We start from the raw sequence: 23422 nt of genomic DNA, 5'->3' as shown, positions 1-23422 counted from the left end.
GGCGGGGCCGAAGACGTCCATCGACAAGGACGGCCTCTACGCCGTGGGTAGCGACATCGTGCCGGGCATTTACAGCTCCGGCGGCCCCGTCGGCGACGGCACCTGCTACTGGAAGCGGACCGGCAATCCCGACGGCACCATCATCGACAACGCCATGTCCAAGAAGCCCCAGGTCGTGCAGATCGATCCGGGCGACAAGGCGTTCAAGACCTCGGGCTGCCAGCCCTGGCAGCTGACGCCCGATGCGGCGCTGCCGCCCAGCGCGCCCCCCGCGGGTGTGCAGGGCACGCTCGGCATCCTCAACAGCCTCCTGGGCGGGGGTGCCCAGCGGGCGCCCTCGGCCTCGCCGGCCCCGCAGGCCCCGGCCCCGCAGGCTCCGGCTGCTTCCCCGGCTTCGCCGTCTTCGTCGGCCCCGGCCGGTTCACCGGCGCCGCAAGCCGCGCATTCCTGATCGACCGTAAAGCGCCCGACGCTGGACCCGCCGCGTTCCGCGGCCCGGCAGTTTTCGCTACCGTGGCGCCGTGGCACCTACGCAGCGGATCGTCGTCGTCGGCGCCGGCGTCAGCGGGCTGACGTCGGCCATCTGCCTCGCCGAGGCGGGCTGGCCGGTACGGGTCTGGGCGGCCGCGACGCGGAAGCGGACGACATCGGCGGTGGCCGGCGCCGTCTGGCTTCCCCCACGACCCGCCGCGCGCGCGGCCGAGACGCTGGCCTGGACCGAGCACTCGCTGCGGGTGTTCACCGATCTTGCCGGCAATCCCGACTCCGGGGTGCAGCTGGCTCCGGCGCTGGCCGTCGGGGAGCTGACCGCGAGCGAGGCGATGTCATCGGCGGCGGCGTTGATCCCCGACCTGCGTGCGGCCGACAGGGTGGATCTGCCCGAGGGCTCCGGCACCGGGTTCCGCGCGACCCTGCCGATGATCGACATGCCGCACTATCTCGACTACCTGACCCGGCGGCTGGCAACGGCCGGCTGCGAAGTCGAGGAGCGTCCCGTGCGGTCCCTCGAGGAGGCCGCCGACGCCGCCGAGATCGCGGTCAACTGCGCAGGGCTCGCCGCGGGAGCGCTGACCGGTGACGACACCGTGCAGCCGTTGTTCGGCCAGCACGTGGTGCTCACCAATCCCGGTCTGCGGCAATTGTTTCTGGAAATCAACGGCGGCCCGGACTGGACCTGTTACTTCCCCCATCCGCACCGGGTGGTGTGTGGGGGCATCAGCATCCCCGGGCGTTGGGACACCGCGGCCGACCCTGACATCACCGAACGCATCCTGCAGCGCTGTCGCCGGATCGAGCCGCGACTCAACGACGCCGACGTGATCGAGGTGATCACCGGCCTGCGTCCCGACCGCCCGGCGGTGCGGCTGGAAGCCGAGCCGCTGGGTGGGGCGCGGTGCATCCACAATTACGGGCACGGCGGCAACGGCGTCACCTTGTCGTGGGGTTGTGCGCGCGACGTGGTGCGCCTGGCCAACGGCGGCTAGCGTCGGGCGCCGGTACGCCGAATCACCAAGGACAGCAACCAACTAACGATCGACAGCACGATCGCGGCCCAGATCGCCGTCCACCAAAAGTGATCGATCTGCAGTCCCCAGTGCGTGGTGTGCTCGGTGATCCGCGCGGTGATCCACAGCATCAGCGCATTGACGACGACATGGAACAGGCCGAGCGTCAGGATGTACAGCGGGATCGACAGGATCTGCACGATCGGTTTGATGAACGCGTTGACCAACCCGAAGATCACGGCAACGACGAAGACGATGCCGACGCGCTCCAGCTTCGTGTCGCCGCCGACGAACGTGATCCCATGGACGAATTTCGTGACCAGCCATAGCGCGAAACCGGTCAGTGTGGCGCGAAGCAGGAAAGGGCCCATGCGCACGATCCTCTCACCCGGCGTGCGCGAACGGCGGCTTGTTGACTGTTGGGTTCCTCGCTAAGCGTCGCCGCGCTGCGCCGCCAGGTACTTCACCATCTGGCACAGGTTCACCACGGCCGCGCTCAACTTGTAAATCGTGGCGTCCCGATCCTCCAAACACGACTGCCAGTCGGGGAACTCCTGCGGGGCTTTGTGGTTGTCGGCGTTGAGGTGCATTTTCTGCTCGATCTGGTCGCACAGATCCGCGAGGGTCAACTGTCCGGGCGCGCTGCTATCGGAGAACCATTGGTCAGTCATCTCGGATCGTCGCCTTCCAGTAATCCAAGCTTTCCCCTCAGGTTATCGGGCCGACCGCCACGAGGATTGAGCGGCCGCTCAGTTCAGGTTGTAGAAGCGCTGCGCGTTCAGCCCGCCGATCTTCTCCCGGGAGTCCTCACGAAGGTCGGTTCGCGTGCGCAGGTGTTTGGTGCTCTCCGGCCACTCACCGTCCCAGTGCGGGTAATCGCTGGCGAACATGATGAAGTCGTCACCCAGCACGTCGATCACGCCGGGCAGGATCGGTTCCTCCGGTTCGCACGTCACCCAGATGTTTCCGGCGGCCAGATAGTCGTGCGGGTCGCGCCGCCAGCCGCCCTGGACCCAATCGCCGCGCTTTTCGTAGTGCTCGTGCAGCCGATCGATGAAGAACGGGACCCAGCCCGCGCCGGCCTCGAGGAAGGCGACCCGCAACGCTGGGTGGCGCTCGAAGACGCCGCCGGAGACCATCGCGGTCATCGCCGTCATCTGGTCGAACGGGAAACTGATGCAGTGCACCTGAATGTAGTTCGTGAAGCGGTCCACACCGATCTTGGGCAGGTGGATGCCCGGGGCGCCGTGCACACCCAACGGCATGCATAGGTCGACGGCGGCGGCGTAGAACGGATCGAGGTCGGGGTGGTCGAGGTTGCGGTTCTTGAGTGCCGGCGGCACTAAAGTGGCTACCAGCCCAAGCTCTTTGGCTTCGGTCATGACGTCGATGCCGACGCGGCCGTGCTCGATCGGTGTCACGGCGACGCCGCGCAGCCGGCCACCGGACGCGGCGCAGTAGTCCGCGATCCACTGGTTGTACAACCGCGAGAATCCCGCGGCGAACTCTGGGTCCTCGAGGCTGGGCGCGCACAGCCCCATGCTCGGATACAGCACCATCGTGTCGATGTGATCGCGATCGGCGTCCCCCAGCACGCCCTCGGGTGAGCGGCAGTTGATGTCGGGCGCCTTGCTGATTCCGTGTTCGGGCGGGCACCCCGCGCCCGGCCCCGTGTCCTCGGGGTAGTTGCGGCCCTCGAGCGTCAACCCCGGCCGACCGTCCGTGCTGGGCTTGACGTGCTCCGGCCATCGTCTGATCGCTTCGACTGCCAGCGAGGAATTCTCGGCCACGTGTCCGTCGGCGTCGATGATCCGCATGTATCCGGAACTTACTCCCGCAGTCCACATCGTGGAACAAGTCGCGCCGGCGCGCTGGGTAGGCCACGATGCTGACGTGACCACACAAAGTCCTCAAAAGAAGTTGACCGCCGATCAGCGAAACTCCTTCATCGCGGCGTTGCTCGGCTGGACGATGGACGCCTTCGATTACTTCATCGTGGTGCTCGTGTACGCCGACATCGCCAAGACGTTCCACCACAGCAAGGCCGAGGTCGCCTTCGTCACGACGGCCACCCTCATCATGCGGCCCGTCGGCGCACTGCTGTTCGGGCTGTGGGCCGACCGCGTCGGCAGGCGCCTGCCGCTGATGGTCGACGTGATGTTCTATTCCGTGGTCGGCTTTTTGTGCGCGTTCGCGCCCAACTTCACCGTGCTGGTGATCCTGCGACTGTTGTACGGCATCGGCATGGGCGGCGAGTGGGGGCTGGGCGCCGCGCTCGCCATGGAAAAGGTTCCCGTCGAGCGGCGCGGGTTCTTCTCCGGGCTGCTGCAGGAGGGGTACGCCTTCGGCTACCTGCTGGCCAGCGTCGCCTCCCTGGTGGTCATCGACTGGATCGGGCTGTCGTGGCGGTGGCTGTTCGGTCTGAGCATCGTTCCCGCCCTGATCAGCTTGGTCATCCGCTACCGCGTGGAGGAGTCCGAGGTGTGGGAAGCCGCGCAGGATCAGATGAAGCTCACCAGCACCCGGATCCGCGACGTGCTGCGCAGCGGCGCCATCATTCGGCGGTTCATCTACCTGGCGCTGCTGATGACGGCTTTCAACTGGATGAGCCACGGCACGCAGGACGTCTACCCCACCTTCCTGGGGGCGCACGCCAATCAGGGTGCCGGGCTGTCCAGCACGACGGTCAAGTGGATCGTGGTGGTCTACAACGTCGGCGCCATCGTGGGGGGCTTGGTCTTCGGCACGCTGTCGCAGCGATTCAGCCGGCGCTACACCGTCGTATTCTGTGCCATCCTGGCGCTGCCCATCGTCCCGTTGTTCGCGTACTCGCGCGGCGCGGCGATGCTGTGCCTGGGTTCGTTCTTGATGCAGCTCTTCGTGCAGGGCGCGTGGGGGGTGATCCCCGCCCACCTCACCGAGATGTCCCCGGACGCCATCCGCGGACTCTACCCCGGGGTGACCTACCAGCTGGGAAACCTGCTGGCGGCGTTCAACCTACCGATCCAGGAACGCCTCGCCGAATCACACGGCTACCCGTTCGCGTTGGCCGCGACGATCGTGCCGGTCCTGATCGCGGTCGCGGCGCTGACACTGATCGGGAAGGACGCCACCGGAATCCGGTTCGGCACCACCGAAACCGCCTTCTTCGCAAGCGAAGTGACGTGACGCTACTCGGCGTCGCCCAGAAGGCGCCGCAGCAGGTGCATGGCCACCGTCGTCGAGCGCTCCCGGACATCCGAGCGGTTGCCGGGAAGACGCAGCGTGCGGGTATCGGTTCCGCTGGCGGCCGTCACGCTGAAACAGACTGTGCCCACTGGCTTTTCGTCGGTACCCCCACCCGGGCCCGCGATCCCGGTGATCGCCACCGCTGTGTCGGCCCCGAAGCGCCGCAGCGCACCCGCGGCCATCGCCTCGGCCACCGGCTCGGACACCGCGCCGTGCGCGTCGATCAGCGCGGGGTCGACGCCGAGCAACTCCACCTTCGCCTCGTTCGAATAGGACACGACACCGCCGGCCACATAATCCGACGACCCGGCCCGGTCGGTCAGCCGCGCGGCCAGCAGTCCCGCGGTGCAGGACTCCGCCGTCGCGATCCGATGACCGGCCAGAAGCTGGGCCACCAGATCGTCGACGCGCGAGCCGTCCTCGGAGTACAGCTGATGCCCGTGCCGCTCCCGCAGCAGCTTGGTCAATTGCGCGTACGCGTCCGCGGCGTCGGGCTCGTAACGGGTGACCATCTCGATCTCGCCGCGCCGCAGACAGGTGGTGATCTCCAATTGCTCGAAGCCGGGCACGGCCGTCTCGGCGTCGCGCAGCGTTTCGGCCAGCCCCGACTCCGGCAGCCCGAACATGCGCAGCATCTCCTGGCGATAGACGGTCCGGCCGGCGATCGCCTCTTGTGCCGCGGGCGTCTCGATGGCCGTGTGCCACATGGGCTGCAGCTCGCGCGGGGGGCCCGGCAGCACGATCACGGTCGGCTTGCCGGGCACGACGACGCCCGGAGCGGTCCCCACCGGGTCCAGCACCTGCGCGCCCGCCGGCACCATCGCCTGCTTGCGATTGGCCGCCCGCAGCGACTCGAAAGTGCCGGGATCCAAGGCGGATTGGAACGCGGGATTGCGCCCCATCAGTTTCTTGAGGATGTTGACGATCTTCTCCTCGACCTCGGCGTCCAGCAACAACTCACGTTCGCAGAAGCGCGCGACCACCTCGACGGTCATGTCGTCGGCCGTCGGCCCCAGGCCCCCGCTGGTGACGATCAGGTCCACGCCCTGGCCGGCCAGGAACCGCAGCTGTGCTTCGATGTCGGCCGGCCGGTCGCCGCAGATCGTGATGTGGGCCAGCTCGACGCCCAGCTCCAGGAGGCGATCGGCGATCCAGGGGCCGTTCGCATCTTGGACCCGTCCGGTCAGGACCTCGGTTCCGGTGACAACGATTCCCGCGCGTGCGCTCACCGCCCTGAGCCTACGCATGGGCTCCGCGGATGCTCATTCGGAAGGACAATGGGCCCATGATCGAGTTAGAGGTGAGGCAGGCCGACGTAACCAAGCTCGAACTCGACGCGATCGCCAACGCGGCCAACACGCAGCTGCGCCACGGCGGCGGTGTGGCCGCGGCCATCTCGCGTGCCGGCGGGCCGGACGTGCAGCGCGAATCGACCGCGAAGGCGCCGATCGGGCTCGGCGAAGCGATCGAGACCACGGCCGGCGACATGCCGGCGCGCTACGTCATCCACGCCGCCACCATGGAGTTGGGCGGACCGACGTCGGCCGAGATCATCGCCGCCGCGACGGCCTCGACGCTGCGCAGGGCCGACGAACTCGGCTGCCGCTCGCTCGGGCTGGTCGCATTCGGCACCGGGGTCGGCGGTTTCCCGCTCGACGAGGCGGCGCGACTGATGGTCGAGGCCGTGCGGCGGCACCAACCGGGCGCGCTGGGCAAGGTGGTGTTCGCCGTCCACGGCGACGCGGCCGAACGGGCGTTTCGACTGGCGGTGCGGGGTCAGCCCCCGGAGAGGTAACGCTCGACTGAGGCGACCTTCTGCGTCATCGCATCGCTGGTCCCGGCGCGCCAGTCCGCCTTGATCACCGTGCTGACCCTGGGCGCCCGGGCGGCCACGGCCTCCACCGCGCGCTGCACCACGGCCATGACTTCTGCCCAGCTTTCGCCTTCGATGACGGTGAACATCGCATCCGTCTTGTTGGGCAGCCCCGAATCACGAACGACCCGAACCGCTTCGGCGACGATCTCACCGACGCCCTCGCCCACCCCCATCGGGGTGACGGAAAACGCGACGAGCACGGACATTCATCGAGCGTACCCAAGATTCACCGGGCCGGTCTGGCACCATCGAGGCCCATGCGGGTGTTGGTGCAACGGGTCGCCTCGGCAACGGTCTCGGTGGAGGGCGCGGTGGTCGGCGCCATCCGTCCTGCAGGCCAGGGCCTGCTGGCGTTCGTCGGTGTCACCCATGGCGACGACGCCGACACGGCGCGCCGGCTCGCCGAGAAGCTATGGCAGCTAAGGATTCTGGCCGACGAGCGTTCCGCGGCCGATGTCAACGCACCCGTCTTGGTCGTGAGCCAGTTCACGCTGTACGCCGACACCGCCAAGGGCCGCCGCCCGTCGTGGAACGCGGCCGCCCCGGGAGTGGTCGCCGAGCCGCTGGTGGCGGAGTTCGCCGAGGCGTTGCGGCGGCTGGGCGCCGAGGTGCAGACCGGGGTGTTCGGTGCGAACATGCAGGTCGAGTTGGTCAACGACGGGCCCGTCACGGTGTTCTTGGAGCTGTGAGCCGGCCCCCGCGGGTACCGTGGACACGGCGGTTCGTCACGGCCGGCGCCGACGGGAGGGCAACCATGAGCACCACACCCGAATTCGGGTCGCTCCGTTCCGACGACGACAAGTGGGACATCGCCAGCAGCGTGGGATACACGGCGTTGCTCGTCGCGGGATGGCGTGCCCTGCACGCAGTGAGCCCGCGGCCGTTGGTGCGCGACGAATACGCGAAAGTGTTCATCGCCGCGTCGCGGGACCCGTATCTGGCGGGTGTCCTTGCCAACCCGGGCACCTCCGACGACGAGACGGCTTTCCCGCGCCTCTACGGAGTTCAGACCCGGTTCTTCGACGACTTCTTCGAGGAGGCCGCCGCGGCGGGCATCCGGCAGGCGGTGATCGTCGCCGCCGGGCTGGACTCGCGCGCGTATCGGCTCCAATGGCCGCAAGACACAAGGGTTTTCGAAGTCGACCTGCCGAAGGTCCTCGAATTCAAGTCCCGGGTCCTGGCGGAGCAGGGCGCGACCCCGAAGGCCCGTCGGATGGAGGTCGCCGCCGATCTGCGCACCGACTGGTCGCGGCCGTTGGAAGCGGCCGGGTTTGACGTCGAGATCCCGAGCGCCTGGTCGGTGGAGGGGCTGCTCCCCTACCTCACCGACGAGGCGCAGCACGCGCTCTTCACCCGGATCAGCGGGCTCAGCGCGCCGGGCAGCCGGATTGCCATCGGTGCGTTGGGATCGCGGCTGGACCACGACCAACTCAACGCCCTGGAGACGAACCACCCCGGCGTGAATGTGTCTGGGAATGTGGACTTTTCGGCCCTCACCTATGAACCCCAGTCGGACCCTGCGGAGTGGCTCAGCGCGCACGATTGGGCCGTGGCACCCGTCCGTAACACGCTCGACCTTCAGGCCGGCTACGGCATGACCCCGCCGGATGTCGACGTCAAGATCGACAGCTTCATGCGGTCGCAGTACATCACGGCAACCCGGTGACGACCTAGGGCCTGAGCAGGATCTTCACGTCGTCGCCCGATCGCGACTCCGCGGTGGCATAACCCTTGGCCGCGTCGTCCAACGGCATTGTGGTGGTGAAGATGCCGTCGACGTCGAGCCGGCCCGACTGCAGCAGCGGAATCAATTCCGGCCAGGTGCGCTGCACGGGCGCCGTGGTGAACCGCACCGTCGTGCTGCGGATCAGGCACCCCAGCGCGTTGAGCGGAAACGGATTCATGTCGTGCACGCCGACGACCGAAACCGTGCCGCCGGGCCGGACGGCGTTGATCGCGTCGGTCAGGGAGGCGTCCGTGGCGACGGCGTCGATCACCGCGTCGGCGCCGCGGCCTGCGGTCGCGGCCAGGATCGCCTCGAGCGCCGGCACTTTGAGGGGCGTCGCGCCCCACCGGGCGGCACGCTGCAGGCGACCATCGACCTGATCGACCGCGAAAACCGTTGCGGCACCCTGAAACAGCGCGCTGCGCAGCGAGCACAGGCCGACCGCACCCAGGCCGAACACCGCCACCGTGCCGCCCGAGGGAATATCGGCCCGCTGCGCCGCGGCCCAGCCGGTGGCCAGGTTGTCGGTTAGCAGCAGCGCCTGCTCGGTGCTGATGCCCTCGGGCATCTTGAGCAGCTGGAAGTCCGCGGCGGGCACGGCGAGCAGATCGGCCTGCGCGCCGCCGAGCACGCCGCCGCCGAAGATCTGAAATCCGGAGTGACACATGACCGGATCGCGGGTGGCGCATCCCGCGCATGCGCCGCAGCCGGTGACCGAGGAGACCATCACCTGATCGCCGACCTTGACGTTGCGCACCTGCGGCCCGGCCTCCACGACGGTGCCGATGGCTTCGTGACCGAGCGCGATCGGGTCCGGCATCGGAAAGTCGGCCTCGTAGAAGTGCAGGTCGGATCCGCAGATGCTGGCGGCGCTCACCTCGACGATCGCTCCGTCGGGCCCCGGAAGGGCCGGATCGGGGCGGGTGTCCACCCGAATGCTGCGGGGACCGTCAACGACTACGGTGCGCATATTGACGTGCTCACTTTCCCTGTCGCGCCGAATCTTTGGTTCGGACGACAAACTGTGACCAATCCGGCTCGCGCACCGCCGACCAGTATTCGTTGAGACGCCAGGGGCTCACCGTGTGGATCTCCCCGTCGGCGTTCTTGAAATACGAGTGCTTGACCGCCGGATGCGACCACACCATCTTCTTGATCTGGGTCTGCGTCCGCCGGTGCCAATCCGTGGCGGCTTCGGGTTTCGGTTCGAGGGAATGCACGCCGGTTTCGGCCAGTCGCGCCAGGCACTGGTCCACGTAGCGCATCTGCAGCTCGGACTGGAAGATCAGGCTGCCGCCGTGGGCCAGGTGGGTTCCCGGGCCGTAGACGATGAAGAAGTTCGGGAACTGCGGGACCGTGATGCCCAGGTAGGCATACGGCCGGCTCCCCCACATCTCGTGCAGATCGGTGCCGCCGCGGCCGGTGACCTTCAGCGGCCAGAGCACGTCGGTGTGCCGAAACCCGGTGGCGTACACGATGACATCGACGTCATGAGCCACGCCGTCAGTGGTGACGATGCCGCGCGGGGTGATCTTGTCGATGGGTGTGCGGACCAATTCGACGTTGTCGCGCTGCAGCGTTCGCAGCCAGCTGCCGTTGTCCTGCAGGGTGCGTTTGCCGCAGGCGGGATAGTCCGGCATCACTTTGGTCAACAACTCGGAATCCTCGCCGACCTGACTGGTGATCCATTGCGAGAACATCATGTGCGCGGCGGCGTTGATGTCGCTGACGGCGTGCTCCTGGTCGGCGTAACCCGGGTCGCCCTCGGCCGCATCGAGGCCCTTGTCCGAGCCGGGCCAGAGCACGAGGAACCGATACCACCTGCCGTAGAACGGCAGGTGACGCATCGCCCAGCGCACCCCGTCGCCGACCTCGTCGTGATACATCGGGTTCGGGAACATCCACTGCGCGGTGCGCTGGAACACGGTGAGGTGCTCCACGTCCTCGGCGATCGCGGGGGCGATCTGGAAGCCGCTGGCGCCGGCGCCGACGAGCGCGACCCGCTTGCCTTTCAGGTCTACCGAATGATCCCAGGCTGCCGAGTGGAATGAGGGCCCCGCGAAGGTGTCCGCGCCGTCGAAGGCGGGGATGTTCGGACGGTTCAGTTGCCCCACGGCGGTGATGAGCGCGCGGGCGCGCACGGTGGTCGTCTGGCCGTCGGACGAGCGCAGCGAAACGCTCCACGCGCCGTCGTCGTCGTTCCATTCGGCCGCGAGAACCTCGGTTCGCCAGCGCACATGCTCGGCCAGGTCGTGTTTGTCGATGACCTTGGTGAAGTAGTCCTGCAGCTCGCATTGCTCGGCGAAGAAATGCGTCCAGTCGTTGTTGGGTTCGAAGCTGTAGCAATAGAAGTGGTTCGCCACATCCACCCGGGCGCCGGGATAGCTGTTCTCCCACCAGGTTCCGCCGGGACCCGCGTTCTTCTCGACGATGGTGAACGGAATGTTGGCCTGCTTGAGGCGCACACCGGCCAGGATGCCGGATTCGCCGCACCCCACGACCAGGACCGGAAGTTCGGCGGCGCGCTCGGCGGGCAGCGCGGCCGGTCGCCGGGGGTCGACGCCGTCGAGATCGAGCTCTTCGGAGACCAGCGGCAAATAGTCGTCGGGCACGTGTTCACAAGCCGCCCAGTCCATCATCTCCCTGATGAGTTCGGGGCTCAGCGGCTGCGGTTCGGGGCAGCCGCGGTCCCGGTACTCGGTGATCACCGACAGGGCCTCGGCCCGGGCCCGCGCCTTGTCGTCCTCCGACATGAAGCCCTGGACCTCGTTGAGGAAGATGCCCATCTGCTTGAAGTCGCGGATGAATCGTGGGTCGCCGGTGATGTGAACGAGCGAGAGCAGCAGCGTGGGGATGCTGACATCCTCTAGCGCGGCTGCGATCTCGGGTGTGGACGTGGTGAAGGGATCGCCGGCGTAGCGGCTACGCATCACGGGAGATCCTCTCGGTGGCTTGGAAGCCAATTACGCTACGCGTAGTTTCGTAATTGGCAGCACTACGGTACCCGGTCGCTCGGTACTGGATCAAGGGATGCGCCACTACGAATCGTCGGGGGGTCAGGTGCGTTGAGCCGCTTCCCGGGCGAGTTGCACGCGCGAGGATAGCCCGAGCTTCGCGTAGACGTGGGTGAGGTGGGTTTGCACGGTGCGCGGCGAGACGAACAGTCGCTTCGCGATGTCGGCGTTGCCCAGGCCTTCGCTGACCAGATCCACCACTTGCCGTTCGGTCGACGTGAGCGAACCCCAGCCGCTGGTCGGTCGCTTACGCACACCGCGGCCGCGCTGGGCGTAGGCGATCGCCTCGTCGGTGGACAGGGCCGCACCCTCTGCCCACGCGGAGTCAAAAGCCTTCGCCTCCATGGCATCACGCAGTGCGGCGACCGAGGACTGGTAGCCGCTATCCCAGATCTTGAATCGGACTTCGCCACTGCGCTGCCGGATTGTCTCTGCCGCGCCGAACAGCCGTGCGGCCTGGGGACGATCGGCGGTCAAGGCGGCGAGGCACTCCAAATTGTCGGCGATCCCCAGGTAAGCCCCCGCTTCTACCCCGCACGTAATGGCCGCGCGGACATCGCTTTCGGCTGGCTCTGGCTCGCCTTGCGCCATCGCCACTCGCGCACGCGTGGCCAGCGCCCACATCGAGTACCAGCCCGAGGCGGTCGTTACCGCTCCGTCTGCCGCGCGGCGCGCCGTGAGTAGATCTCCGTAAGCCAATGCCGCCTGCGCACTGAACGTCCGTGCCACGGCGCCCAACCCCGGAATGACACTCATCCCGTATCTGTAGGCCGCATCCGTCGCATCCCGTGCGGTCGCAGCATCGCCCGAGGCCAAAGCCGCCATGCTCAACGCCGTGTACGCGATGCCGGCGAAAAGACTCCCAAACTCGTCGGCGCCGTCTACCGCCTGGTCTGCGGCAGCCCTCGCCGCGTCGACGTCGCCCTGGCACGCCAGCGCCATACCCTGGCCGGCGAGCCCCAATTTCTGGAAGTTCGCATAGTGACCTGCTTCGGCCACCGCACTGGCGGCACGGAAATTTCCGATGGCCCGAGCGACATCGCCGCGCCCTAGTTCCGCCAGTCCGAGGCACCAATGGCACCGCACCAGGCCGGCACGGTAGCCGATCGCCTCGGAAAGCTCACAGCCCTCCTCGGCGACCGCGCGCGCCGCGGTGAGGTCGCCGGTCGTCACGGTCACGAGCGCCTCGATGCTGAGGATGTGGCCCAGCCGCAACCGGTCGCCGAGAGCGCGGGCCAGTTGGATCGCGTCGGCCCGGTAGCCACGAGCCGCCTCGGCGTCGACGGCGATCAAGGCGCAGGCCGCGAGGGCACGCGCGAGCAGCGCCGGGTCCTCGAGCTCGCGCGCGATGGCCAGGGCGTCTTCCGACTGCTTTGCGCTGTCTGCGTCCCACCCGATGATCGCTTTGAGCAGGACCCTGTCGGCGAGCGCCCGCGCGCGGACGGCCGGAGCTATCGTCCGGGGGCGTTGTCGCTGAGGATCGCGTCGAACCACGCCACTCCTTCGGCGGGGCGGGGTTGCCACAGTGGGGTCAGCGACGAGGCGAGCGCCAACGCCGACTCCGCATCTCCGTTCTCCCGACTCCAAGCGAATGCGGCCCGCATATTGTCGATCTCGGCTTCGATCTGCTCGACACGCTGCCCGTAGCCACTGTCTGACGGCCCCTCGAGGAGCGACGCGAGTGCGGTGTAGTGGTCGCGGTGGCGTGATCGCGCAGCATCGCCTTCACCGGACTCGGCGAGTTTTTCGGCCGCATAGTGGCGCATGGTCTCCAGCAGTCTGAATCGCGTTCGGCTGCTCGAATGTTCGGCAACGACTAACGACTTGTCCACCAGCAGGCTGACCAAGTCCAGTACCTGGAACGGCTGTATCTCGCCCTCGGCGACGACGGCGTGGGCCGCGGCAAGATCGAACCCGCCCATGAATACCGCCAGTCGACGGAAAACGGTGCGTTCCGGTTCGGTCAGCAATGCGTGCGACCAGTCGACGGAGGCGCGCAGAGTCTGTTGGCGGCGCACCGCCGTGCGCGCACCGCCGGTCAATAGCCGGAACCGGTCATGCAGACTCGCGAGGATTTCGGACGGTGACAAGGCGCGCACCCGCGCCGCGGCCAGTTCGATCGCCAGCGGGATGCCGTCGAGGCGTCGGCATATTTCAGCGACGACCGCGCCGTTGCTGCCGGTGAGATCGAAGCTGGGCTGCGCGAGGCGGGCGCGGTCGGCGAACAGTTCGATGGCATCGTCGGCCAGTGACAGCGACGGCACCCGATAGCTGATCTCGCCGGCCACACCGATCGGCTCGCGACTGGTCGCGAGCAACCTCACTCCCACCGCGGCTGCCAGCGAATTAATGTGTGCCGCAACCGCATCCAGCAGATGCTCGCAGTTGTCCAGCACCACCAGCATCTTCCGGCCAGCGACGAAGCGGACCAGGGTGTCCATGGTGGAGCGTCCGGGTTGGTCGGGAAGATCCATCGCCCGGGCCGTGGTGATCGGCACCAGATCAGGGTCGGTGACGGGCGCCAGATCCACATACCAGACCCCGTCAGCGAACTCGTCGGCGAGCTGATTCGCGATCTTGATCGCCAACCGGGTCTTGCCCACACCGCCCGCGCCGGTCAAGGTCACCAGCCGGTTTTCGCTGAGCAGTTCCAGAACGTGAGTCAATTCCGCTTCGCGACCGACAAAAGTAGTGAGCTGCAACGGAAGGCGGCGACTGGCAACGGGCTTGGCCACTCGTAGCGCCGCGAAGTCGTTGACCAGGTCCGGATGGCATAGCTGGACCACCCGCTCGGGGCGGGGCAGGTCGCGCAGCGGATGGGTGCCCAGGTCGGCAAGCCACGCGCCGTCGGGCAGCCGGTCGAGGACCATCGCCTCGGTGGCGCCCGACAGCAGTGTTTGGCCGCCATGGCCGAGGTCGCGTAGCCGTGCGGTGCGGTTGATGGTCGGGCCGGCGTAGTTGCCTTCGTCGCGTAGCTGAATTTCACCGGTGTGCAGGCCGATGCGCAGCCGGATGGGCGCCAGCGGTGCGCGCTGTAGCTCCAGCGCGCAGGCAACCGCGTCGGAGGCGCGGGCGAACGCGGCGACGAAGCTGTCACCCTCGCCCTGCTCGACCGGCCGCACCCCGTCGTGCGCGGCGATGGTGTCCGAGACGACCTGGTTCATTCGCGTGATGGCGCCCGCCATCTCGTCGGGTTGGGTTTCCCAGAGCCGCGTGGAGCTCTCGACGTCGGCCAACAGCAACGTCACGGTGCCGGTCGGCAACAGCCCGCTCACAGTCAGCTCGCTCCAGTCCACCAGCGGTGTCTTCGCGCGTGGATCGATCCTGCTCATGCTAGCCAGCATGCGGCCACGACGCGTAGCAAAACATCGGCGTATTCGCGCAGATTAACTCCGGTTGGACGCGTATCTCCCGTTAGCCGCTATGGATCGCCTTCGTCGTCGGACAGGAGTTTTTCGGGGTGATGGAAGGTGTTGGTGCGGGGTTGGTCGTGGTCGAGGTGTGGTGGTGGGATCCATTCGGTGTCGCCGTGGGTGTTTGTGCGGGTGGTCCAGCCGTGGTTGAGGAGGCGGTGGTGGGGGCCGCAGGCCAGGGTGAGTTGGTTGATGTCGGTGCGGTGGGTGTGGGCCCAGTCGGTGACGTGGTGGACTTCGCAGTAGTAGCCGGCGACGTCGCAGCCGGGATGGGTGCAGCCGCGGTCGTGGGCGTGTAGGACGATGCGTTGCCCGGGTGAGGCCAGGCGTTTGGTGTGATAGAGCGCTAGGGCGGTGCCGTGGTCGAAGATCGCCAGGTAGTGGTGGGCGTGGCGGGCCAGGCGGATGACGTCGGACATGGGTAGCAGGGTGCCGGCGGCGGTGAGGCCGGTGCCGGTGGTTGATTCGAGGGCGGCCAGGGTGGTGGTGACGATGATCGTTGCCGGTAAGCCGTTGTGCTGTCCGAGTTTTCCGCTGGCCAGGACCGCGCGTAGGGCGGCGTTGAGGCCGTCGTGGTTGCGTTGGGCCGCACTGCGGGTGTCGCGTTGGATCGCGTCTTCGGGGGGTGGACCGTCGACGAGGGGCTGTTGGTCGTCGGGGTTGGCCATGCCGGGGGCGGCCAGTTTGGCCAGTACCGCCTCGAGGGTGGCGCGGGCTTCGGGGGTGAGCCAGCCGCTGAGCCGTGACATGCCGTCGGTCTGCTGGTGGCCGAGCATCAGTGCGCGCAGGCGGGCGCGGTCGGTGTCGGTGTAGGTGCCGTCGGGGTTGAGGCAGTCCATCAGGCGCCGGGCCAGTGTGGCGAGCTGGTCGGGGCGGAATTGGGTGGCCTTGGTGGCTAGTTGTTGTTCGGCGTGCGTAGAGGTGTCGAGGTCGACGGCCTCGGGCAGCTGGTGAAAGAACCGCCGGATCACTGCCACGTGGTCGGCCCCGATGGCTCCGGTGCGTTGGGCTGCCGCGGTGGCGGGCAGCAGCGGCGCTAGCGGTTCACCGGTCAGTGCGCGGCGCGGGCCCAGCTCGGCGGCCTCGGCGATGCGCCGGCTGGCCTCCGCGCGGGTGATGTGCAGCCGATCGGCCAACGCCCAGGACAGCTTGCCGCCCAACTCGGCCGGATCCGCTTGCTGGCCAATCTGATTGATCAACTGGTGGCCGAGAGCCTGCATGCGACGCACCTCGCGTTCGAGCGTTCCCAACAGCCCCAACCGCTCCGGAGTGGTCAACGCCTCGTACGAATGGTCCTGGAAGCGGGAGATGGCGGCGCGCAACGCCTCGACATCGTCCCGAAGCTCCTCACGATCAATCGAACGCATGTTCGAATGCTATGCCTCGTCACCGACAAGAATCGCCCCGCGCTGACCACTGAAACAGAAGTGGCACAAGTGATTCCATGCGGGGGCGACCCAACGCTGCGCCGGTCCCCCGCCGCCTATTGCGCCACCGAGAACAATGGGTCCAAGTGGCAACCGCGGTGCGGTGCACAGTTCCGGGATGGATCAGAGGTGAGTGCCATGGCCTCGTTGCTCACGGCCTGCAGCGGGTTCCTGCTCGCCGTCTTGTGGATGGACTTGATCTTCGACGTCCAGGTTCTTCGCTACCGAAAGGCCGCGACCGACCTGCCTGAGGCCGTGCTCGCGTCCATCGCGGCGTATTACCACCGCGCGACCACCACGTCTCGGCCGATGAGCCGGTTGATCGCGCTCGTCATGCTCACCCTGCTCGGAACGCTGGTCCTGCAGGCCGCGCGGGGGCACGATCCCGGTTGGCTGCTGGTGACGTCGGCCGCGCTGGCCGGCATCCCGACGATGCTGGCGCTGACGCACACGGTTCCGGATGCGGTGCAACTCGGGCACCGCGACGACAGTCCGCCCGAGCAGACGCGCCTGGCGCGCTCGGTCTGCCGCGACCATCTGCTCAGCGCCGCCTGCATGCTCGCCTTTCTCGTCCTGTGGGTGGCGAACAGCGCCGCGATCTGACGGCGGTGACGGGTCGTAGTCACAAGGCGCAGGTCAGGACCCGCTGGCCACGTCAGTGCGCTACGTACTAAACTAGAACACGTTCCAATTCGGCGAGCTTCCAGGAGTTGTAATGCACACCCCTATCTGCGACGAACTCGGCATCGAGTTCCCGATTTTCGCCTTCACCCACTGCCGCGACGTCGTCGTGGCGGTCAGCAAGGCCGGGGGGTTCGGCGTGCTCGGGGCGGTCGGCTTCACGCCCGAGCAGCTGGAGATCGAACTCAACTGGATTGACGAGAACATCGGCGACCACCCCTACGGCGTCGACATCGTGATCCCGAACAAGTACGAAGGCATGGACTCCCATCTGTCCGCGGAGGAGCTTGCCGACACGCTGCGCAAGATGGTGCCGCAGGAGCACCTTGACTTCGGCAAGAAGATCCTCGCCGATCACGGTGTGCCGGTCGAGGAAAGCGACGGCGACAGCTTGCAGCTCCTCGGTTGGACCGAGGCGACGGCCACGCCCCAGGTCGAGGTGGCGCTCAAGCACCCGAAGGTGAAGATGATCGCCAACGCGCTGGGCACCCCGCCGGCCGACATGATCAAGCACATCCACGAGGCCGGGCTCAAGGTCGCCGCGCTGTGCGGCTCCCCCTCGCAGGCACGCAAGCACGCCGACGCGGGCGTCGACATCATCATCGCCCAGGGCGGCGAGGCCGGCGGGCACTGCGGTGAGGTGGGCTCGATCGTGCTGTGGCCGCAGGTCGTCAAGGAGGTCGCCCCGGTTCCGGTGCTGGCGGCCGGCGGCATCGGCAGCGGTGAGCAGATCGCGGCGGCGCTGGCGCTGGGCGCGCAGGGCGCGTGGACCGGATCGCAGTGGTTGATGGTCGAGGAGTCCTCGAACACCCCGGTTCAGCAGCAGGCCTACGTCAAGGCCGGCAGCCGCGACACCGTCCGCAGCCGCTCGTTCACCGGCAAGCCGGCCCGCATGCTGCGCAACGACTGGACCGAGGCGTGGGAGGCCCCGGAGAACCCCAAGCCGCTCGGAATGCCGTTGCAGTACATGGTCTCCGGCATGGCCGTGCGGGCCACCAACAGGTACCCGAACGAATCCGTCGACGTGGCATTCAACCCGGTCGGCCAGGTGGTCGGGCAGTTCACCAAGGTGGAGAAGACCTCAACGGTCATCGAGCGCTGGGTGCAGGAGTACCTGGAGGCCACCAACCGGCTGGACGAACTGAACGAGGCTGCCTCCGTTTAACGCGGAGGCGGCGCGCCTAGACGTCGTCAGCTTCGTCGCGGCCGGTGAACACTTCCTTCGTCCGGTCCACCGCGTACGTGCCGATGTCGATCGAATTCTGGACGATGCCGCTGGCGCCGCCGGCGAGGTCGCCGCGGATGATGTCGCTCGCGTGTTCGACGATGTCGGAGGCTTTTTCGACGGCGTTGGTAGCGATGTCCCTGACCGCGTCGACTGCATCCCTGGCATTGAAGGCCATCTCGAGTCTCCTTTTGTTGCGGGATGGTTGCTACGACTCTAGACGGGGTCGCGCGGCATTTCTCCGCGGGCGCCGACGCCCGTCCAGGCCTAGTAGTGCACCAAGCTGCGCCAGTAGTCTTCGGGAATTTCGGCCCCGGAGCGCAATATTCGGGCCAGTCCGACCGCCATCGCGATGCCCAGCAATCCTAGCCAGAGTCCGGCCACCGCGATGACACCCCACAGCACGGCGGTGACGGTCGGCCAGGGCGAGAGCACCGCCAGCACCGGCGCGAAGAAGAAGCCGGTCCCGATGTACCAGGCCGAGCCGGCCCGGTCGGACGCCAGCACCAAACGCAGCCAGCGTGGAATCGGATGCTGAGCCGGCGGGCGGTCGGCCATGGTCGTTACTCGGACGGCGGGAAGAACCCTGCGCCGGTGAACCAGCCCTCTTGCCATCCTTGAGGTCCCAAGCACAGCATCGGAAGTCCGCGGTCCGACTGCGCCGCGCTCTGCGGGCCGGGGCACTTGGCGCCGGCCTGCTGGACTCCGTACAGCGGATACGACGCCACCCAATACCCGGTGGTCGCCGCCGGGAACTGGTTGGGGGGCGGGAAGTGACAGGCCTCGGCCTGGCCGCTGGGCCCACGTCCGAAGATGAAGCGCTCGTAGTTGTCGCACGGCGCACCCAGCGAAGCCTGATAGTTCATGCCCGGCACGTCGCCGTCATAGCCGGCGGCCGCGCTCGGTGCCAAGCCGATGGTGATGCCCGCTATCGAAGCGGCGCTGAGCAGTTGCCGAATCATGTCCTACCCCGCCTGTCGTCGCCGGTGACCTGCACCAAAGCATATCGGTCGGACCGTCGGCCACAAGACCGTTCCGGCGTGCGGGCCCGATCGGCGGCGGCCGGCGCGCTACAGGGCGCGAAACGCCGGGTGAGGAACACGTTCCAATTCGCGCCCGGCGATCTTGCGTCAATGCTTCCCAACCAAGGTGCGGCAGTGGTTTCCTTGCACAAGGACGACTAGACCACTTCGTCATCGAGGAGCGGGCCATGCCAACCGTCGAGCCAACCGCCAAGCCGGTCCCCAATCTGCCCCCCGGATTCGACTTCACCGACCCGGACATCCACGCCGAGCGGCTGCCCGTCGAAGAACTGGCCGAACTCCGCCGCACAGCGCCGATCTGGTGGAACGAACAGCCCAACGGGGTGGGCGGATTCGATGACGGCGGCTTCTGGGTGGTCTCCAAGCACAAGGACGTCAAAGAGATTTCGCGGCGCAGCGACGTCTTCTCCAGCCTGCAGAACACGGCGCTGCCCCGGTACAAGGAGGGCACGGTGCGCGAACAGCGCGACACCGGCAAGTTCGTGTTGCTCAACATGGACGCCCCGCAGCACACCCACCTGCGCAAGATCATCTCCCGCGGCTTCACACCGCGCGCCGTCGAGCTGCTGCGCGACGATTTGAAGGAGCGCGCGCGTCAGATCGTCGAGAAGGCGGCCGCTGCCGGTTCCGGCGACTTCGTCGAGCAGGTGTCCTGCGAGCTTCCGCTGCAGGCCATCGCCGGACTGCTGGGCGTGCCGCAGGAAGACCGCATGAAGCTCTTCCACTGGTCGAATGAAATGGTGGGCGACCAGGATCCGGAATTCGCCCGCAACGACGCGATGGGTGCCTCGGTCGAACTGATCACCTACGCCATGAAGATGGCCGCCGACCGGGCGCAGAACCCCGGGGAAGACATCGTCACCAAGTTGATTGAGGCCGACGTCGACGGACACAAGCTCTCCGACGACGAGTTCGGCTTCTTCGTCATCCTGCTGGCCGTGGCCGGCAACGAGACCACCCGCAACTCCATCACGCAGGGCATGATGGCCTTCACCGACTTCCCCGACCAATGGGAACTGTACAAACGGGAGCGCCCCGTCACCACGGCCGACGAGATCGTCCGCTGGGCCACCCCGGTCACCTCGTTCCAGCGGACCGCCCTGGAGGACTACGAGCTGTCCGGGGTGCAGATCAAAAAGGGTCAGCGCGTCGTAATGGTTTACCGCTCAGCCAATTTCGACGAGGACGTGTTCGACGACCCGTTCACCTTCAACATCCTGCGCGACCCCAACCCGCATGTGGGGTTCGGTGGCACCGGCGCGCACTACTGCATCGGGGCCAACCTCGCGCGGATGACCATCGACCTGATGTTCAACGCGATCGCCGATGCCATGCCCGACCTGGAATCGGTCGGTAAGCCGGAACGGCTGCGGTCGGGATGGCTCAATGGAATCAAGCACTGGCAGGTCGACTACCACACCAACGGCGCTCAGAAATGTCCTGTCGCACATCAGGCCCAGGGGTGACAAGCTAAGGGCATGCCCACTCATCGAGCCGTCCATGTCGCGTCCGCCGGCGCAGCTTTGGAGCTGGTCGACGCCGAAACCAAGCCGCCGGGTCGCGATGAGGTACGGCTGACCGTCGCCGCGTGCGGCATCTGCGGAACCGACGCGCACTTCGTCAACGGCGGCTTCCCCGGCATTTCGTGGCCGCTGACTCCCGGGCATGAGATCGCCGGCACGATCGCCGAAATCGGCGACGGCGTCCAGGATTTCGCAATCGGCGATCGCGTCGCGGTCGGCTGGTTCGGCGGGTGTTGCTACCGCTGCGACCAATGCCGCAAAGGCCTGTTCATCCACTGCGAGAACGGCAAGGTGCCGAGTTGGCAGTATCCCGGCGGATACGCGGAGTCGGTGACCGTGCCGGTGAGCGCGCTGGCGCGAATACCGTCCGAGCTTTCCGACGCCGAAGCCGCCCCGATGGGGTGCGCCGGCGTGACCACCTATAACGCCCTGCGGCACACCAAGGCGCTGCCCGGCGACCGGGTGGCGATCCTCGGCGTCGGCGGCCTGGGACACCTCGGCGTGCAATTCGCGCGGGCCATGGGTTTCGAGACCATCGCGATCAACCGCGGCACCGGCAAGGCCGACGACGCCCGAAAGCTGGGCGCCCATCACTACATCGACTCCACGGCCAACGACCCCGCCGAAGCGCTCAAGGATCTGGGCGGCGCAACGGTCGTCCTGGCCACCGCCGGAAATTCGCAGGCCATGGCCGCCACGGTCGGCGGCATCCTCCCCCAGGGCCAACTGGTCACCATCGGGGTCACGCCCGAGCCGCTGCCGATCAGCCCGGTGCAGCTGATAACGCCGGGCGTCAGCATCGTCGGCCACCCCTCCGGGACGGCGAAAGATGTCGAGGACACAATGCATTTCGCGGTCGTGTCCGGTGTGCGCGCCTGGATCGAGGAACTGCCGCTGTCGCAAGCCGCGGAGGGCTACGCGGCCCTGGAAGGGGGCCGGGCGCACTACCGCACCGTTTTGACCATGTGACACAGTCGATTCGTGACTTCCGACCAAGACGCGGTGTGGACAATCGGCCCGGCCGACGGTGAGTTGTTGCTGCACACCGGCGTCACCGGCAGGGTGGCACGGATGGGCCATCGGCTCACCATCGCGATGACGCGCTGGCGCGCCACCGTGGGCTGGTCGGACTCCCAACCCGTGAGCGCACGCCTCACGGTCGAGACCGATTCGCTCGACGTGCTGCGCGGCGACGGCGGCGTCAAAGGATTGTCCGGGGCGGAGAAGGTGCTGGTGCGGTCGAACGCCCTGAAATCATTGTCCGCCAATCGATTCCCCGAGATCCGCTACAGCGCAGACGTCATCGACAACGTCGGCGGTACTTACCGTCTGGCTGGCACCCTGGAAATCCGGGGCGTGTCGCGGGACCACGTCGTCGAGGTGCACACGCGAGATCTCGGGGAATCATGGCGGATGTCAGTCGAATCCACCATTCGCCAGTCCGACTACGGCATCAAGCCGTACTCGCTGATGATGGGATCGGTACAGGTCGCCGACGACGTGTCGTTGTTATTCTCCGCCGTTCGCGCCCAGGGCAACTGAGCGCTGCGCTGGCCGGCGCCGGGCGAAGTCAGGGTTGCGGGTCGGTCGCCGGATCGCCGGTGTCACCGGGTATGTGCTCGAGTACCCGCGTCAGGTAGGGCTGTCGGTTAGCGCCGTCCGCCTGTCGTTCGCCGTTAGCGCCCGGCTCCTCCTCCGGAATGCTGGGCTGCGAAACCGGTTCGCCGGCAGGGGGTTTGGCCTGCGGTAGCGGCGACTTGGTGGGTGGGGCCGCAGGAAGCGGCGCGACGGCCGCGACCGCCTCGGCCACCTGGGGCGTGGGCGGGTGGGTGGCGTGCCTCGGACCGCCGGCGGCGCTGGCCGGGCCGACGTGAATCCCCACCGCGAGTGACACCGAGCCCACGAACGTGATGGCACCGGCGGCCAACGCGGTCACGGCCCCGGCATAGGACAACTGCCGCTTCTGAGTGGGTGCCGCAGCGGGCTCGCTGACGCGCTCGACCAGCTGCTCGTCGGTGAATTCGGTGCTGCGAGCCGCGGACAGCGCCGCACCGCGCGCGATCGTCACCTGGGCCATCGATTGCACGAAAACCGGTACCGGCAAAGTCTTTTCGAGCTGCCAGGAGAGACCCTCGATGTCGCTGTGGGCGCCCACCACGACAACGCCGCCGGGCTGCCATCCGCTGCGCTCGAACATGCCGGTCAGCCAGCGGGTCAGGCCGTCGAAGCCGCCGCGCACCTGCTTGGTGGCCGTCCGGGTCTCACCGTCGTGCGTGTCGACCATGACCACGGTCGTCATGTCGTGGTCGAGGATGCAGACGGCAGTCTGCTCGTAGCCGATGACGGGCGCGATGGCCTGAGCCAACGTCTCGATGGCCTCGAGAAACCGGATCGGCACGACGTTGTCGAATCCCGCATCGGTCAACGCCTCCAAGACCAGCGCGGCTTGTGCGGATGCCTCGTCGTTCCAGGTCACTCCGATGACGCGCAGCCGGCGATCGCTCGCAGCCGCCGCCGTGTCGACGCGCAGGACCTCGTCCACGACTTGCTCTGCGGTACCCACGGCGCGCACCCCGTGGCCTGCGCGCAAGGCCAGCTCCTGGTGATCCAGGATGGTGCCGTCTGCGCCGTGTCCTTCGGCGAGGACCCAACCAACGGCGGTCGGCGTCACCGACAGGCCAAGAACCGTGTCCAAATCTATGCCCCAATCGGTCCCGCGTCCGACGCCCTCAACCGCATCTACGCGCACCATGAAGCCGCG

Annotated in this window: 22 protein-coding genes and 2 pseudogenes; 11 read left to right on the top strand and 13 right to left on the bottom strand. The window is 67.5% G+C overall.

Features of this window, described 5'->3' with window-relative positions; translation table 11 throughout:
• A pseudogene (locus tag DQP57_RS14015) lies at positions 1-337 on the top strand (hypothetical protein); the annotation flags it as partial.
• 184 nt (positions 338-521) lie between these two features.
• Positions 522-1484, top strand: coding sequence for an FAD-dependent oxidoreductase (locus tag DQP57_RS14010; protein WP_112633515.1), 963 nt, complete (start codon positions 522-524; stop codon positions 1482-1484).
• Here the strand turns inward: DQP57_RS14010 and DQP57_RS14005 are convergent.
• The 3 genes from DQP57_RS14005 to DQP57_RS13995 form a co-directional block, all read right to left on the bottom strand.
• Positions 1481-1876 (bottom strand): phage holin family protein, encoded by a 396-nt coding sequence (locus DQP57_RS14005; protein ID WP_112633514.1) that lies wholly within the window; start codon positions 1874-1876, stop codon positions 1481-1483. The two genes, DQP57_RS14010 and DQP57_RS14005, sit on opposite strands and share 4 nt — an antisense overlap.
• Positions 1877-1936: 60 nt before the next feature.
• The gene (locus tag DQP57_RS14000) at positions 1937-2176 is read right to left on the bottom strand and encodes a hypothetical protein (protein WP_112633513.1); all 240 of its coding nucleotides are present in this window, start codon (positions 2174-2176) and stop codon (positions 1937-1939) included.
• Between the two features lie 78 nt (positions 2177-2254).
• Positions 2255-3322, bottom strand: coding sequence for an amidohydrolase family protein (locus DQP57_RS13995; RefSeq protein ID WP_112633512.1), 1068 nt, complete (start codon positions 3320-3322; stop codon positions 2255-2257).
• On the opposite strand from DQP57_RS13995, the gene DQP57_RS13990 reads away from it, so the two are divergent.
• On the top strand, positions 3321-4673 hold the full coding sequence (locus DQP57_RS13990; protein ID WP_276310827.1) for an MFS transporter: 1353 nt from the start codon (positions 3321-3323) through the stop codon (positions 4671-4673). The two genes, DQP57_RS13995 and DQP57_RS13990, sit on opposite strands and share 2 nt — an antisense overlap.
• 2 nt (positions 4674-4675) lie before the next feature.
• On the opposite strand, the gene DQP57_RS13985 is transcribed toward DQP57_RS13990, so the two are convergent.
• Complete coding sequence (locus DQP57_RS13985) at positions 4676-5980, bottom strand: competence/damage-inducible protein A (RefSeq protein ID WP_112633510.1); 1305 nt, start codon at positions 5978-5980, stop codon at positions 4676-4678.
• Between the two features lie 38 nt (positions 5981-6018).
• On the opposite strand from DQP57_RS13985, the gene DQP57_RS13980 reads away from it, so the two are divergent.
• Positions 6019-6528, top strand: coding sequence for a macro domain-containing protein (locus DQP57_RS13980; RefSeq protein WP_205869120.1), 510 nt, complete (start codon positions 6019-6021; stop codon positions 6526-6528).
• Here the strand turns inward: DQP57_RS13980 and DQP57_RS13975 are convergent.
• A complete protein-coding gene (locus DQP57_RS13975) occupies positions 6510-6815 on the bottom strand; it encodes an MTH1187 family thiamine-binding protein (RefSeq protein WP_112633508.1) in 306 nt (101 codons plus the stop codon). The genes DQP57_RS13980 and DQP57_RS13975 overlap by 19 nt on opposite strands.
• Positions 6816-6866: 51 nt before the next feature.
• Between DQP57_RS13975 and dtd the strand changes: the two genes are divergently transcribed.
• Entirely contained in the window at positions 6867-7298 is a 432-nt protein-coding gene (dtd, locus tag DQP57_RS13970; RefSeq protein ID WP_112633507.1) for a D-aminoacyl-tRNA deacylase, read from the top strand.
• A gap of 65 nt (positions 7299-7363) precedes the next feature.
• On the top strand, positions 7364-8275 hold the full coding sequence (locus tag DQP57_RS13965; protein WP_112633506.1) for a class I SAM-dependent methyltransferase: 912 nt from the start codon (positions 7364-7366) through the stop codon (positions 8273-8275).
• 4 nt (positions 8276-8279) lie between these two features.
• Here DQP57_RS13965 and DQP57_RS13960 read toward each other — a convergent pair whose 3' ends face one another.
• From DQP57_RS13960 to DQP57_RS13945, 4 genes and pseudogenes are all read right to left on the bottom strand, one after another.
• Complete coding sequence (locus DQP57_RS13960; protein WP_112633505.1) at positions 8280-9305, bottom strand: alcohol dehydrogenase catalytic domain-containing protein; 1026 nt, start codon at positions 9303-9305, stop codon at positions 8280-8282.
• Positions 9306-9315: 10 nt separating this feature from the next.
• Positions 9316-11265 (bottom strand): flavin-containing monooxygenase, encoded by a 1950-nt coding sequence (locus DQP57_RS13955; RefSeq protein ID WP_112633504.1) that lies wholly within the window; start codon positions 11263-11265, stop codon positions 9316-9318.
• Positions 11266-11391: 126 nt separating this feature from the next.
• Positions 11392-14624 (bottom strand): annotated as a pseudogene (locus DQP57_RS13950) (helix-turn-helix transcriptional regulator).
• A 146-nt stretch (positions 14625-14770) separates the two neighbouring features.
• The gene (locus tag DQP57_RS13945; protein ID WP_112633503.1) at positions 14771-16129 is read right to left on the bottom strand and encodes an HNH endonuclease signature motif containing protein; all 1359 of its coding nucleotides are present in this window, start codon (positions 16127-16129) and stop codon (positions 14771-14773) included.
• Positions 16130-16327: 198 nt separating this feature from the next.
• Here DQP57_RS13945 and DQP57_RS13940 point away from each other — a divergent pair, with 198 nt between their 5' ends.
• Positions 16328-16792, top strand: coding sequence for a hypothetical protein (locus DQP57_RS13940; RefSeq protein WP_112633502.1), 465 nt, complete (start codon positions 16328-16330; stop codon positions 16790-16792).
• Positions 16793-16904: 112 nt separating this feature from the next.
• The gene (locus DQP57_RS13935) at positions 16905-18035 is read left to right on the top strand and encodes a nitronate monooxygenase (RefSeq protein WP_112633501.1); all 1131 of its coding nucleotides are present in this window, start codon (positions 16905-16907) and stop codon (positions 18033-18035) included.
• 16 nt (positions 18036-18051) lie between these two features.
• Here DQP57_RS13935 and DQP57_RS13930 read toward each other — a convergent pair whose 3' ends face one another.
• From DQP57_RS13930 to DQP57_RS13920, 3 genes are all read right to left on the bottom strand, one after another.
• A complete protein-coding gene (locus DQP57_RS13930) occupies positions 18052-18273 on the bottom strand; it encodes a hypothetical protein (protein WP_112633500.1) in 222 nt (73 codons plus the stop codon).
• An 89-nt stretch (positions 18274-18362) separates the two neighbouring features.
• Positions 18363-18653, bottom strand: a complete 291-nt coding sequence (locus DQP57_RS13925; RefSeq protein WP_112633499.1) for a hypothetical protein — start codon at positions 18651-18653, stop codon at positions 18363-18365.
• 5 nt (positions 18654-18658) lie between these two features.
• The gene (locus tag DQP57_RS13920; protein WP_112633498.1) at positions 18659-19057 is read right to left on the bottom strand and encodes a hypothetical protein; all 399 of its coding nucleotides are present in this window, start codon (positions 19055-19057) and stop codon (positions 18659-18661) included.
• Positions 19058-19305: 248 nt separating this feature from the next.
• Between DQP57_RS13920 and DQP57_RS13915 the strand changes: the two genes are divergently transcribed.
• Genes DQP57_RS13915 through DQP57_RS13905 form a run of 3 tightly spaced genes read left to right on the top strand, consistent with a single transcriptional unit; the run spans position 19306 to position 22203 of the window.
• The gene (locus DQP57_RS13915; protein ID WP_112633497.1) at positions 19306-20604 is read left to right on the top strand and encodes a cytochrome P450; all 1299 of its coding nucleotides are present in this window, start codon (positions 19306-19308) and stop codon (positions 20602-20604) included.
• 12 nt (positions 20605-20616) lie between these two features.
• Positions 20617-21630 carry an alcohol dehydrogenase gene (locus DQP57_RS13910; RefSeq protein WP_112633496.1) on the top strand — a complete coding sequence of 338 codons (1014 nt, stop codon included), beginning with the start codon at positions 20617-20619 and terminating at the stop codon, positions 21628-21630.
• Positions 21631-21642: 12 nt separating this feature from the next.
• A complete protein-coding gene (locus DQP57_RS13905; protein ID WP_112633495.1) occupies positions 21643-22203 on the top strand; it encodes a YceI family protein in 561 nt (186 codons plus the stop codon).
• 28 nt (positions 22204-22231) lie between these two features.
• On the opposite strand, the gene DQP57_RS13900 is transcribed toward DQP57_RS13905, so the two are convergent.
• Positions 22232-23356 (bottom strand): DUF7159 family protein, encoded by a 1125-nt coding sequence (locus DQP57_RS13900; protein ID WP_112633494.1) that lies wholly within the window; start codon positions 23354-23356, stop codon positions 22232-22234.
• Positions 23357-23422: the final 66 nt, after the last annotated feature.

It is taken from the genome of Mycobacterium colombiense, from assembly GCF_003284935.1.
GTDB lineage: Bacteria > Actinomycetota > Actinomycetes > Mycobacteriales > Mycobacteriaceae > Mycobacterium > Mycobacterium arosiense_A.
Note: the sequence above shows the minus strand (reverse complement) of the source record. Positions and strands in the feature narration are given on the sequence as shown.

Bases quoted from the DNA above. Each gene is read 5' to 3' on its own strand.
- DQP57_RS13920 (WP_112633498.1), bottom strand. From the start codon at position 19,057: ATGATTCGGCAACTGCTCAGCGCCGCTTCGATAGCGGGCATCACCATC.
- DQP57_RS13995 (WP_112633512.1), bottom strand. From the start codon at position 3,322: ATGCGGATCATCGACGCCGACGGACACGTGGCCGAGAATTCCTCGCTG.
- DQP57_RS13940 (WP_112633502.1), top strand. From the start codon at position 16,328: ATGGCCTCGTTGCTCACGGCCTGCAGCGGGTTCCTGCTCGCCGTCTTG.
- DQP57_RS13910 (WP_112633496.1), top strand. From the start codon at position 20,617: ATGCCCACTCATCGAGCCGTCCATGTCGCGTCCGCCGGCGCAGCTTTG.
- DQP57_RS13985 (WP_112633510.1), bottom strand. From the start codon at position 5,980: ATGCGTAGGCTCAGGGCGGTGAGCGCACGCGCGGGAATCGTTGTCACC.
- DQP57_RS13965 (WP_112633506.1), top strand. From the start codon at position 7,364: ATGAGCACCACACCCGAATTCGGGTCGCTCCGTTCCGACGACGACAAG.
- DQP57_RS13925 (WP_112633499.1), bottom strand. From the start codon at position 18,653: ATGGCCGACCGCCCGCCGGCTCAGCATCCGATTCCACGCTGGCTGCGT.
- DQP57_RS13935 (WP_112633501.1), top strand. From the start codon at position 16,905: ATGCACACCCCTATCTGCGACGAACTCGGCATCGAGTTCCCGATTTTC.
- DQP57_RS13915 (WP_112633497.1), top strand. From the start codon at position 19,306: ATGCCAACCGTCGAGCCAACCGCCAAGCCGGTCCCCAATCTGCCCCCC.
- DQP57_RS13945 (WP_112633503.1), bottom strand. From the start codon at position 16,129: ATGCGTTCGATTGATCGTGAGGAGCTTCGGGACGATGTCGAGGCGTTG.
- DQP57_RS13955 (WP_112633504.1), bottom strand. From the start codon at position 11,265: ATGCGTAGCCGCTACGCCGGCGATCCCTTCACCACGTCCACACCCGAG.
- dtd (WP_112633507.1), top strand. From the start codon at position 6,867: ATGCGGGTGTTGGTGCAACGGGTCGCCTCGGCAACGGTCTCGGTGGAG.
- DQP57_RS13980 (WP_205869120.1), top strand. From the start codon at position 6,019: ATGATCGAGTTAGAGGTGAGGCAGGCCGACGTAACCAAGCTCGAACTC.
- DQP57_RS13975 (WP_112633508.1), bottom strand. From the start codon at position 6,815: ATGTCCGTGCTCGTCGCGTTTTCCGTCACCCCGATGGGGGTGGGCGAG.
- DQP57_RS14000 (WP_112633513.1), bottom strand. From the start codon at position 2,176: ATGACTGACCAATGGTTCTCCGATAGCAGCGCGCCCGGACAGTTGACC.
- DQP57_RS14005 (WP_112633514.1), bottom strand. From the start codon at position 1,876: ATGGGCCCTTTCCTGCTTCGCGCCACACTGACCGGTTTCGCGCTATGG.
- DQP57_RS13990 (WP_276310827.1), top strand. From the start codon at position 3,321: ATGTATCCGGAACTTACTCCCGCAGTCCACATCGTGGAACAAGTCGCG.
- DQP57_RS13930 (WP_112633500.1), bottom strand. From the start codon at position 18,273: ATGGCCTTCAATGCCAGGGATGCAGTCGACGCGGTCAGGGACATCGCT.
- DQP57_RS13960 (WP_112633505.1), bottom strand. From the start codon at position 9,305: ATGCGCACCGTAGTCGTTGACGGTCCCCGCAGCATTCGGGTGGACACC.